This window comes from Leucobacter sp. M11 (assembly GCF_035726885.1).
In the GTDB taxonomy this organism is placed as follows: domain Bacteria; phylum Actinomycetota; class Actinomycetes; order Actinomycetales; family Microbacteriaceae; genus JAPFRB01.
Map to the genome: position 1 here is coordinate 487159 of NZ_JAPFRB010000002.1, position 11977 is coordinate 499135.

The 11977-nt window shown below is 66.7% G+C and carries 11 protein-coding genes; all 11 read right to left on the reverse strand.

Going from position 1 to position 11977, the window contains the following annotated elements; translation table 11 throughout:
* Nucleotides 1-1905 (reverse strand): polysaccharide biosynthesis protein (locus OOT08_RS06695; RefSeq protein ID WP_325091824.1); only part of this gene is annotated, 1905 nt, incomplete at its 3' end.
* Nucleotides 1906-2044: 139 nt separating this feature from the next.
* Nucleotides 2045-2281, reverse strand: coding sequence for an Rv0909 family putative TA system antitoxin (locus OOT08_RS06700; RefSeq protein WP_325091825.1), 237 nt, complete (start codon nucleotides 2279-2281; stop codon nucleotides 2045-2047).
* Nucleotides 2282-2391: 110 nt separating this feature from the next.
* On the reverse strand, nucleotides 2392-3057 hold the full coding sequence (locus OOT08_RS06705) for a GntR family transcriptional regulator (RefSeq protein ID WP_325091826.1): 666 nt from the start codon (nucleotides 3055-3057) through the stop codon (nucleotides 2392-2394).
* Complete coding sequence (locus OOT08_RS06710) at nucleotides 3035-4420, reverse strand: GntR family transcriptional regulator (RefSeq protein WP_325091827.1); 1386 nt, start codon at nucleotides 4418-4420, stop codon at nucleotides 3035-3037. Before OOT08_RS06710 ends, OOT08_RS06705 begins: the two co-directional genes overlap by 23 nt.
* A gap of 464 nt (nucleotides 4421-4884) precedes the next feature.
* On the reverse strand, nucleotides 4885-6078 hold the full coding sequence (gene tuf / locus OOT08_RS06715; RefSeq protein WP_325091828.1) for an elongation factor Tu: 1194 nt from the start codon (nucleotides 6076-6078) through the stop codon (nucleotides 4885-4887).
* A gap of 174 nt (nucleotides 6079-6252) precedes the next feature.
* Nucleotides 6253-8367, reverse strand: a complete 2115-nt coding sequence (gene fusA, locus OOT08_RS06720; protein ID WP_325091829.1) for an elongation factor G — start codon at nucleotides 8365-8367, stop codon at nucleotides 6253-6255.
* Nucleotides 8368-8450: 83 nt separating this feature from the next.
* On the reverse strand, nucleotides 8451-8921 hold the full coding sequence (gene rpsG / locus OOT08_RS06725; RefSeq protein ID WP_325091830.1) for a 30S ribosomal protein S7: 471 nt from the start codon (nucleotides 8919-8921) through the stop codon (nucleotides 8451-8453).
* Nucleotides 8921-9295, reverse strand: a complete 375-nt coding sequence (rpsL, locus tag OOT08_RS06730) for a 30S ribosomal protein S12 (protein WP_325091831.1) — start codon at nucleotides 9293-9295, stop codon at nucleotides 8921-8923. Before rpsL ends, rpsG begins: the two co-directional genes overlap by 1 nt.
* A 296-nt stretch (nucleotides 9296-9591) precedes the next feature.
* Nucleotides 9592-10233 (reverse strand): spermidine/putrescine ABC transporter substrate-binding protein, encoded by a 642-nt coding sequence (locus OOT08_RS06735; protein ID WP_325091833.1) that lies wholly within the window; start codon nucleotides 10231-10233, stop codon nucleotides 9592-9594.
* 70 nt (nucleotides 10234-10303) lie between these two features.
* A complete protein-coding gene (locus tag OOT08_RS06740; RefSeq protein ID WP_325091834.1) occupies nucleotides 10304-10864 on the reverse strand; it encodes a hypothetical protein in 561 nt (186 codons plus the stop codon).
* Nucleotides 10861-11850 (reverse strand): hypothetical protein, encoded by a 990-nt coding sequence (locus OOT08_RS06745; protein WP_325091835.1) that lies wholly within the window; start codon nucleotides 11848-11850, stop codon nucleotides 10861-10863. The genes OOT08_RS06740 and OOT08_RS06745 overlap by 4 nt, the downstream gene beginning before the upstream one ends.
* Between the last annotated feature and the right edge of the window lie 127 nt (nucleotides 11851-11977).

Genomic DNA, 11977 nt, shown 5'->3' on the forward strand with positions numbered 1-11977 from the left:
GGATCCGGCGGCGTGCGCACCGGAGGCCTGCCCAGCGCGGGTCACCCCGGGGCGTTCCTGACCGTTCATGTCCTCGGCGTCGCTGGCCGAGCGCACGGGCTCCAGCTCGCCCTCGTCCCGCGCTGGGGTGGCGTCGAGGTCCAGCCGCTTCCACCAGCCGTCGTGGTCGAGCACGTCCGGGGAGATCGTCGCGACCGTGGCGTGGGAGATTTTCGGGTGGAAGGGTCGCTCGTCGCTCTCGCCGCGGCCCACGAGCTCTTCGTGCAGCTTCTCGCCGTGGCGGAGCCCGGTGAACACGATGTCGATGGGCTTGCCGGACTCGGCGATCATCCGCTCCGCGACGTCCAGGATCCGCACGGGCTCGCCCATGTCCAGGATGAGCACCTCTCCCGGACGCCCGATCCCGCCCGCCTGGATGACAAGCTGGCTCGCCTCGGGGATCGTCATGAAGAATCGGGTCACATCCGGGTGGGTGACCGTGAGCGGCCCGCCCGCCTCGATCAGCGCGGCGAAGGTGGGCAGCATGGAGCCGCGGCTCCCGATCACGTTTCCGAAACGGACCGAGAGGTAGCGCTTCCCGGTTTCCCCCGCCATCCAGGCGGTCAGCTTCTCGGCCACGCGCTTGGAGTGGCCGAGGACGCTCGTCGGGTTGGCCGCCTTATCCGTGGAAATGTTCACGAAGGTCTCGACGCCGACGGACTGCGCGGCACGGAGCACGTTCAGCGTGCCCTGCACGTTCGTCTTCCAGGCCTCCTCCGGGTACTGCTCCAGCATGGGCAGGTGCTTGAGCGCCGCGGCGTGGAAGACAACGGTCGGCCTGCGCTCCTCGAAGATGCGGGTGAGCGATTCGGTGTCTCGGATGTCCGCGAGCACCACGTCTCGCGTGTCGAGCAGGCCGTGGCCGCGCACCGAGAGCTGAACCTGCTGGAGCGCCGTCTCGTCCCGGTCGAGCATGATGAGCTCACGCGGGGCGAAGCGGGTGAGCTGCCGGCAGATCTCCGAGCCGATCGAGCCGCCCGCGCCCGTCACCAGTACGACCTCATCGCGCAAATACTTCGCGATCGAGTCCATTTCGAGGCGCAGGGGGTACCGGCCGATGAGATCCTCAATGGAGATGTCACGGACATCCGAGATCGCGGACTTGCCGCGCAGGATCCGCTCCAGCGGGGGCAGCACCATGACCCGCAACTCGGCCTTGGCGGCAACGTCGTTAATCCGGCGCAGCAGCGCAGCATCCGCGTTCCCGACGCAGATCATCACCGTCTGAGCGTTCGTCTCCTCGGCGGCCTCGATGAGCTGTTCCAGCCCGCCGAGCACGCGCACCCCGCGGACCTCAACGTTGCGCTTGGCCGGGTCGTCGTCGATGAAGCCGACCGGGATGTAGTCCGCGGCCGCGTCGGTCAGCATCCGGCGGGCGGTCAGCCCACCCACGTAGCCCGCGCCGAAGATGAGCGTGCGCTGGGCATCGGCCCCGGGCTTCATCTTTTGCTCGGCGGAGAGCCGGAACAGGTAGCGGGCGATGCCCATGAGGCTGAACGCGATTGGCGCGGCAATGATCACCGCGCTGCGGGGGATGCCATTTCCGTAGCCGAGCGTGAACGCGAACACCCAGCTAATCGCGCCGACGGCCGCCGTGCTGAGAAACAGGGCGCGCACCTCGTCGAAGCTGCCAATCGCGTACCGGGAACGGTAGAGCCAGAACACCCAGCCACCGAGCAGTTGCAGGGCGGCCGTGACGGCGATCAGACCGAGCGTTGGCGCCCACTGGATCCGGCCGAGCTCGAAGTCGAAACGCAACAGGAGCGCCGCCAGGATGGCCACGGCCCACGCGAGGGCATCAGCGGCGAAGAGCACCCCGAACTGTCGGAGGAAGTGCGCAAAACGCGCTCCGATGCGTGGTTTCACTCAGACGTCCTTCGTGCTCTGTTCGCGGTGGGCAATGACCAGGATACCGCCGCGGCTCCCCCGAAGCCCGTTGGGCACACAGCAAACGCCCGGATCGTCGCGAGACGAGCCGGGCGTGTGCGGGAGTTCGGAGCGTGCGTTACTCGCTGCCGAGGTTCTTGTCGATGTTCGAGCGGACCTCTTCGACCTTGTCGGCGTACTTGCCGCCGGTGACCTTGTTGGCCAGGTCAGCAACCCCGCCGAGGACCTTGTCGCTGATTTCCTCGGCCTTGTCGCTCTTCATCGCGGCGTCGGCCTTGTCGGCGTTCTGCTTGACGAAGTCGCCAGCCTTCTTCGCGAGCTCTTCCGTCTTCTTGCTGATGTCTTCGAGACCCATCGTGTCCTCCCCCAAACGTGCGCGGTCCCGATCGGACCGTCTGATCCCATTATGCGCTCCCCGGCTGTCCGCGTCCAGCAGCTGTGCCCAGATGACGCCCACTGCGGGTTCTAGCCGAGGCTCAGGAGGTAGGCCTGCCGGACCAGCGCGGTCAGCTCACGCAGCTTCGCACGGGCCGCCGGGGTGTCTCCGGCCAGCACGCTGACGTGAATGTTGCTGATCTGTGCGGAGATCTCCGTGAGCGAGGGCTGGGGCGTCTGCCGCGGGGCGAGCGCGCGCGTTGCGAGAACGCCGAGCCGCTCCATCTCGCTCAGCAACAGGTCGTTGCCCGTCGCGTCGGCCAGTTGCAGGAAGTACTCGAAGGAGGCCTCGGTGACCTGCACCCGGTCCGCCTCCGCGGCGGCGGTCACGAGATCGGCGCTCAGGGTCGAGAGCCGGGCCCGCCCCGACTCGTCCAGGGCGGCGATCCCCTCGAGGAGGGCAAGATCGTAGAGCACGAAGAGCGCATTGGAACGCTCCACGGTTTCGGCCTCGCTGAAGCTCGCCACCCGCGTGTACTTGTTCGGGGCCATCTCGATGATGTCCATGTTTGCGAGCCGCTTGAGCGCCTCGCGCACGGGGGTGCGGCTCATGCCGAGGGCAACGGCGAGTTCCCGGTCGTTGAGGTGCTGGCCTGGCTCGAGCGACCCGCTCACGATCGCGTCGAGGAGGTAGCGATAGGCAACCTCGGCGAGCGGGGGCCGCCGGAGCAGATCACCGCGGTGACGAATCGGCATGGCTGCCCCTCTCAGTCGCTTCGGTCTCGTCGAGCAGCGCACCAATCAAGCGCTGCCCATATGCCTCGATTCGCGCGGCTGCGCCCTCGCCGTCGCCGGCTTGGATCTGGGCCAGGAGCGGGCCGAGGACCCGTCGACGCTCCGCCAGGGCGCGGCGGGCGAGGGTCTCGTCGACCGCCATGATCCGCAACAGCTGCGGCAGCGCCCGGTCCCGAAGCCCCACGAGGCTGAGCGAACGGTACCGGGCGAAGAACACCTCAGAGAAGCCCGTGAGCACGACGCTTCGATCCGCGGGTCCGGGGGCAGCCAGCGACGTTTCCCGGTCTTCCGCGCCGACATCACGGAGCACCGCGAGATCGTCCTCCGTGAGCAGCCCGATTGATTCCCGGACCACAAAGGCGGTGGTCGTGGCCAGCATTCGGATCGAGTCCTGAACCGCGCGAATCGAGATTGGCGCCACGGTCGTGCCGGACTGGGGTCGCACCACCACGAGGCGTTCGGCCTCCAGGAGATTCAACGCTTCACGAACCGGGGTCCGCGAGGTACCGAAACGCTCGGTCAGTTCCTGATCGTGCAGCTCCGCTCCCGGGGGGAACTCGCCGCTCACGATGAGGTCGCGAATTGCCCGGGTGACCTCGTCGGCCATGATGGCTTGGCGCGGGTGTTGGCCATGCTTGGGCACCCCGGGTGCGATCGCCTCAGCCACCGGCTCCTGGCGGCTCAGTTCCAGGTCGCGCAGCAGCTCCTGGCGCAGCTCCTCCCGCGCCCGCTCGACGATATTCATGGCCGCGGCGAGATCCTCCGCGGCCAGCGCCTGGTGCAGCTGAGCGACAAACGCTCGGTCTGTGTCGGAAACGCCCCGGCGCTCCTGGCCGATGCTCGGCAGGATCACCCGGTCCTGGTACATTCCGCTGATGATCGGCACCCCGGAGGCCCCGATGACCGCAGCGCAGTACGCTGCGACGTCCTGTTCCGGCGTCGCGGCTTCCGGCTGCGCGCAGCGAGTGGCCAGGCGCTCCAGCTCGGCATGCGTCTCCGGCGACAGCGGAAACCGCAGTGTTTCCAGAGCGATAGCCAGGAGGGAAACCACGATTCGGTCCAGCACCAGGCTCTCCTGCGCCGTCAACTGCTTGACGCGGAACGCGGACTTCGGCTCGCGTGAAATACGCCGGTTCGTCTCCAGCCGCACGAGCGCTTCCCGGATCGTGGGGCGAGACACCCCCAGCATCGTGGCAACGTCCTCGTCTCGGTAGAGCGCGCCCGGAACCATGCTGCCATCGCTGATGAGCTCAACAATCCGGTCGTAAACGACATCCCGAAGCGGGGGGCGGAGAAGCTGTCGTTGCTCGGCTGAACTGGGCACGTCATCAGTATAACCACTGGGATATCGGTAACTTCGGAACGCGATGGTGCTGGGCGGGGAGTCACGCTGGGGAAAGCTCCCTCCCCGCCCAACCTCTGCCGGTAGTCACTCCGATCCGCAGAGATGACAGCCATCCGGTCGCGATCACCAGGCACCCCGGAGAACCGAGGGGAACGTCCCTCCGAAGTGTCTGATTCTGCGCATCGCATGTGCTGTCTGCTTCCCGGGGCCCCCGCCCCGTGCATGTGTCAAGACTATACTAAAATACCAGTTACTGCAATACGGATTATTAAAATACAGAATGTTTCTGATCGCATTGGTCTGGCGCCGCTTCGTTTCCAGGTCCGCAGCGGGCCGAGCGCACAGCACGGGCCCGGAGCACCCGCTCCGGACCCGTGGGGTGCGCTGGAAACAGCAAAGCGGGCCCGGAGCAGATGCTCCGGGCCCGCTTCAGTAGTCAGTGACTACTTGCTGATCGACACAACCGTGCCGGCGCCGACGGTGCGGCCACCTTCACGGATTGCGAAGCCGAGGCCCTCTTCCATGGCGATGGGCTGGATGAGCACGACGGACATGTCCGTGGTGTCGCCAGGCATAACCATGTCGGTGCCCTCGGGCAGCGTGATAACGCCGGTCACGTCCGTGGTACGGAAGTAGAACTGCGGGCGGTAGTTCGTGAAGAACGGGTTGTGACGGCCGCCCTCTTCCTTGGACAGGATGTAGGCGGTGCCCTCGAACTCGGTGTGCGGGGTAACCGAACCGGGCTTCACGATGACCTGGCCGCGCTCAACGTCCTCACGCTTGGTGCCGCGGAGCAGGAGGCCACAGTTCTCGCCAGCCCACGCCTCGTCGAGCTGCTTGTGGAACATCTCGATACCGGTGACGGTGGTCTTGACGGTCGGGCGGATGCCGACAATCTCGACCTCGGAGTTGATCTGCAGCGTGCCACGCTCGGCGCGACCCGTCACAACGGTGCCACGACCGGTGATGGTGAAGACGTCCTCGACGGGCATGAGGAACGGCTTGTCCTTGTCACGCTCGGGGGTCGGGATAGCCGTGTCAACGGCCTCCATGAGCTCCAGAACGGAGTTCACCCACTTCTCCTCGCCCTGCAGGGCCTGGTAACCGGAGACGCGGACCACGGGAGCGTCGTCGCCGGGGAAGCCCTGGCTGGACAGCAGCTCGCGAACCTCGAGCTCGACGAGCTCCAGGATCTCCTCGTCGTCGACCATGTCGCACTTGTTGAGCGCGACGAGCAGGTAGGGAACGCCAACCTGCTTCGCGAGCAGCACGTGCTCGCGGGTCTGTGCCATGGGGCCGTCGGTGGCGGCAACCACGAGGATCGCGCCGTCCATCTGGGCAGCACCCGTGATCATGTTCTTGATGTAGTCGGCGTGACCCGGGGCGTCAACGTGAGCGTAGTGACGGGTCGGGGTCTCGTACTCAACGTGCGAGATGTTGATCGTGATACCGCGCTGACGCTCTTCGGGAGCAGAGTCAATCTGGTTGTAGTCGCGCTGCACGTTGGTCTCGGACGGGTACTTGTCCGCCAGCACCTTCGAGATGGCCGCGGTAAGGGTCGTCTTACCGTGGTCAACGTGACCGATCGTACCGATGTTTACGTGCGGCTTGGTCCGCTCGAACTTGGCCTTCGCCACTGTGGTCCTCCTCAGGACTTCGAGTAAAAACGCTGACCGACGGATTTCGGACAGTGCTTTTACGGGGGTGTGTGTATTTATGTTACTTGCTCAGCCGAAGAGTTTCGACCTCAGCGGGTGCCGAGGCTGGGAACCAGATGAATTTCGGCTCCCAGCCACGGCGACGGGACGGAGTTACTCGCCCTTGGCCTTCTGAACGATTTCATCGGCCACGGCCTTCGGCACCTCTGCGTAGGAGTCGAACACCATCGAGAACACGGCGCGGCCTGAGGTCTTCGACCGCAGGTCACCAATGTACCCGAACATCTCGGAGAGCGGGACCAGGGCACGAATGACCTTGACACCGCTCGCGTCCTCCATGGACTGAATCTGACCACGGCGGGAGTTCAGGTCGCCGATCACGTCGCCCATGTACTCCTCGGGCGTCCGGACCTCAACGGCCATCATCGGCTCGAGGATGACGGGGTTCGCCTTGCGAGCCGCCTCCTTGAACGCCATGGAACCGGCGATCTTGAACGCCATCTCAGACGAGTCCACATCGTGGTACTGGCCGTCGAGCAGCGTCGCCTGGATGTCCACCATCGGGAAGCCAGCGAGGATGCCGTACTGCATGGCGTCCTGGATACCGGCGTCCACCGAGGGGATGTACTCGCGCGGCACGCGGCCACCCGTGACCTTGTTGTGGAACTCGTAGTTCTTGTCCGACTCGGGGTCGATCGGGCCGAGCGCGATCTGGACCTTGGCGAACTGGCCCGAACCACCGGTCTGCTTCTTGTGGGTGTAGTCGTGCTTCTCGACGGTCTTGCGAATCGTCTCGCGGTAGGCCACCTGCGGCTTTCCGACGTTGGCCTCGACCTTGAACTCGCGCTTCATGCGGTCCACCAGGATGTCCAGGTGGAGCTCGCCCATACCGGCGATGACGGTCTGGCCGGTCTCGGCGTTGAGGCTCACGCGGAACGTGGGGTCCTCTTCGGCGAGCTTCTGGATGGCCGTGCCGAGCTTCTCCTGGTCAGCCTTCGTGTTCGGCTCGATAGCGACCTCGATCACGGGCTCCGGGAAGGTCATCGACTCGAGGACCACCTGGTTGTTCGGGTCGGACAGGGTGTCACCGGTGGTGGTGTCCTTCAGGCCGATGACCGCGTAGATGTTCCCCGCGGTCAGCGAGTCAACCGGGTTCTCCTTGTTGGCGTGCATCTGGAAGATCTTGCCGATCCGCTCCTTCTTGCCCTTGGTCGAGTTGACGACCTGGGCACCGGAGTCGAGGTGACCGGAGTAGACGCGCACGTAGGTGAGACGACCGAAGAAGGGGTGCACGGCGACCTTGAAGGCCAGCGCCGAGAAGGGGTCGTTGGCGTCGGGACGACGCTCGATGACCTTCTCCTCGTCGCGGGGGTCGTGCGCCTCGATGGCGCCCACGTCCAGCGGGTTCGGGAGGTAGTCAACGACCGCGTCCAGCATCGGCTGGATGCCGCGGTTCTTGAAGGCCGAGCCGCAGAGCACGGGGTAGATCTCGGAGTTGATGACCATCTTGCGGATGGCAGCCTTCAGCTCGGGGATGGAGATCTCCTCGCCAGCGAAGAACTTCTCGAGGAGCTCGTCGTCGGACTCGGCGACGGTCTCGACCAGCTTCGCGCGGTACTCCTCGGCCTTCGCCTGGAGGTCAGCGGGGATGGGCTCGACCTCGTAGTTGGCGCCCAGGGTCACGTCACCCTTGGCGTCGCCTCGCCAGGTCAGCGCGCGCATCTCGAGGAGGTCAACGACGCCCTCGAAGCCGGACTCGGAGCCGATCGGCAGCTGCATGACCAGCGGCTTCGCGCCGAGGCGCTTGATGATGGTGTCGACGGTGAAGTAGAAGTCCGCGCCCATCTTGTCCATCTTGTTGACGAAGCAAATGCGGGGGACGTTGTACTTGTCGGCCTGACGCCACACGGTCTCGGACTGGGGCTCAACGCCCTCCTTGCCGTCGAACACAGCAACAGCGCCGTCGAGGACGCGGAGCGAGCGCTCCACCTCAACGGTGAAGTCAACGTGACCGGGGGTGTCGATGATGTTGATCTGGTTCTTGTTCCAGAAGCAGGTCACCGCTGCGGAGGTGATCGTGATGCCACGCTCCTTCTCCTGCTCCATCCAGTCGGTGGTCGCGCCGCCGTCGTGGGTTTCGCCCAGCTTGTGGTTCACGCCCGTGTAGAACAGGATGCGCTCAGTGGTGGTGGTCTTACCGGCATCGATGTGCGCCATGATGCCGATGTTGCGGACCTTACTCAGGTCGGTGAGCACGTCTTGTGCCACGGGGTTCCTCCAGTGTGGTTTGGGTCTTGGGGGTCAGCGAGAGGCGCCGGGGATCGCGAAACGCGATCCCCGGCACCGAACGACTACCAGCGGTAGTGCGCGAAGGCCTTGTTGGACTCGGCCATCTTGTGCGTGTCCTCGCGACGCTTCACCGCGGCACCGAGGCCGTTGGATGCGTCGAGGATCTCGTTCATGAGACGCTCGGTCATCGAGTTCTCGCGACGGGCCTTGGCGTAGCTGGTGAGCCAGCGCAGCGCCAGGGTGTTCGCACGGTGAGGCTTAACCTCAACCGGAACCTGATAGGTCGAGCCACCAACACGACGGGAGCGGACCTCAAGGGTGGGGCGCACGTTGTCGAGCGCCTTCTTGAGAACCACAACGGCGTCCTGGTCGGACTTCTTGCCAACGCCCTCGAGTGCATCGTAAACGATGCGCTCGGCGAGGCCCTTCTTGCCGTCCTTGAGGATCTTGTTGACGAGCTGGCTCACGATGGGAGCACCGTAAACCGGATCGGCGACGACGGGGCGCTTGGGAGCGGGTCCTTTACGAGGCATTACTTCTTCTCCTTCTTCGCGCCGTAGAGGCTCCGGGCCTGCTGGCGTCCCTTGACGGCCTGGGTGTCAAGCGCACCCCGGACGATCTTGTAGCGAACACCGGGGAGGTCCTTCACACGACCGCCGCGAACGAGCACCATCGAGTGCTCCTGAAGGTTGTGGCCCTCGCCGGGAATGTAGGCGGTGACCTCGGTCCCGTTGGACAGCTTCACACGAGCGACCTTACGCATCGCCGAGTTCGGCTTCTTCGGGGTGGTGGTGTACACACGGGTGCAGACACCACGCTGCTGGGGGTTCGCTTTCAGAGCGGGCGCCTTGGTCTTGGTGACCTTGGGCGTCCGGCCCTTCCGAACCAACTGCTGAATTGTTGGCACTGATTCTCCTTATTCGTTGCTGCACGGTGACAGCGATGCTAAAAATTTCTAGCGAGTGCGCGGCTTCGAAAAACCGCACCATTCACCCCTAGCCCGGCTCAGCCGGGACGCGGAAGGGGTATGCCGTGGGGGCCGTTCGCGGATGCGGACAGAACCCAATCAATGCCGCGTCGCACCGTTTCCCGAGTTTCTGGCAGGGGTCACGATATGCTGACAGCACCAAGGAGCAAGAATAGCCCGGAAACACCCCAATTCGCAAGCGAGCGCGAGGCGGACGGAGGCGGTTCAGCTCCGGCTCAGCTCGGCGGCTCTAAATGTTCACTCAGTTCCCTGAGCAAGTCCTGGATTTGTGGCTCGATGAACACCGCGATGGCGTGTTGGATTCGCGGCCGATGCTCGGCCAGGGCAAAACAGGTTTCGTTGCCGACCTCGGTCGCGCGCCGGTCCGCCGCCTCGATCTCGCGCCGCAGCGTGGCCTTCTCCTCCGCCGTGAGCGGGGGCCGCGGCAGCGGCGGCGGCGGCGCGCTCTCCTCGGCGAGGCCGTCAAGGGTGAACAGGAACGGCTGGCTTCCGTCCTCGGGCTCGGGATCGACGGACACCCCGTCAAACTCGGGGCCGAGCCCCGCGGTGGGATCGTAGCCGGGCGCGCCCTGCCACTCATCCGCCCCGCGCAGTTCCTCGCGAAGCCGGGGCAGCTCCTCTGCGGTGTAGTCGTCGACGACCCGGTCGATGATGCGGTGCATGCGGGCGACGAGGGAGTGCGTCACCGGGTGCGGGGTGTCCGCGGGGATTCCGGCGGCGAGCACGAGGGGCGATCCGGTGCACCGCCGGCAGGGTCGGGCGCGGCCGTGGTGGGTCCCGGGCCGCCAGCTGGGCACCCAGCGGAGCCAGGCATCGACGGCGGCGGTCACGCGCCACTCAATGGAGTCCTGCGCCATGTGCCCTCCGCTCGTGTCTGTTCGCCGCACCGGACGAAGCGTTCCGGGCCGAAACCCGGTCGTCTGTTGCTTAGTTTCCCAGATCCACGGGGCCGTCGGGACCCCAGCTGTCCCGCTCGCGACGGTCAGCCTCATCCTCGGCCGCCCGCTGGGCGGCCTCGCGCTTCTCCCAGGGCCAGCTCGGCGGGGGACGGTCCGTGTAGACCCGGCGCAGCAGCACCAGCCAAAACAGGAGGAGCGTCAGCGGCCAGATCACGACCAGGGCGAGCGGGAAGGGGCTCGCCCAGGTGTCCGCCATCGGCAGGCCCCCGAGCGTGCCGAGCAGGCCCCAGCCCAGATACGTGCCCAGGGCGAGGACGGCGGCGGTTGCCCAGGGCGGGGTGCGCCTCCCGCGCAGCAGCGCGACGGCGCTGTGCCACTGCGCCCAGATCAGGGCAGCGGCGAGCAGGATCACGAGCGCCGGGGCGAGAAAAACAGGGGCGTCGGCCCAGGTGACCGGCCGCCGATCGCCGAGGAGGGCGATGAAGCCCCAGGCGGCGACGAGCAGCGCGATGCCGAGCACCGTCGACATCAGCGCGAGCCCGACGACGTACCCACGGGTCACCCCGCGCCGGGCACCGGGGGTGGTCATAGCCCGGCCAGGGTGCCCGCCTGGTTCGCGGCAACCTGCTCCTCGTACGCGGCGAGCGCTTCAGCGTTGCGGCGCTTCATGCGCCGCCCGCGTGCCCCGATCCAGGCCCCGAACCAGACGGATGCCTCGCGCGCCACCACGGCGGCGATCAGCGGCAGCGGGGTGAGCGCGGTCGTGCCGAGCAGGTCGGCACGAGCGACGCCCCAGTTCACGCCGGTGATGGCCGGGGTCAGGCCCCACCCGACCGTTGCGGCCGCCCAAACGGCCACGGCGACGAGGAAGCCGCCGAGGACGTAGGCCCACCACCCGGCGCGGTTGACGATCAGGACGATCAGCACCATCATCACGAAGAACGCGGCGATCGGCAGCAGGAAGCCCAGGGTGAAGAGGTGATCCTGCAGGCCGCCGAGGAACTGCGAGGGGGCGTGCGTCGGCGCGAGGAACAGCGCGATGCCGCCCGCATAGACCGCGGCGAAGCCGAGGGTGCCCAGGAGGCTGATCAGGATGCCGACGCCGCGGTTGCCGCGGTTCTCCGGCGGTGCCGGGGTCTGCACGTAGAGGGGCGCCATCGGGTGATCGGCCGCGACGCGGATCTCGTCGGGGCGGTCGGGCACGGCGGCCCCGACCACGGTGACCTGACCGGTGCTCGGTTCGGGCCCCGTCAGGGCGGGGTCAGCGGCGTCCGGGGTGACCGCGTAGGCCTCGGTCGCGAGCCCTGATTCGGGGGCCGGACCGGGCGCGGCCACCGGAGCGGCGGCGCTCGGCAGCTCCGCATCGGGCAGCGGGGCGGGGAACGCCGACGGCGCGGGCTCGGCCTCGCGGGGCGATTCGCCCGGGACGCCGTCCGGGGCCAGGGCGGGCACGGGTTCCGGCAGGGCGGTGCCGTCGGTCGCGCGCTCCACGGCGGCGCGGAGCTCGCTCGTGGTGGTCTCCGCGTCCTCCACGGGCGCGCCGCCGAGGGTGTCCTTCTCGCGTTCGTCGCTCATCGCTCTGCCTCTCGTCTGAGAATGGTGAAGATCGTGCGTCACTCTAGCAAGCCGGGCCGCCTTTCCCGGGTTCCCGCGCCGATTCTCGGCGATCGCTTCCCTGAGCAGGCAGGGCAACCTGCACACT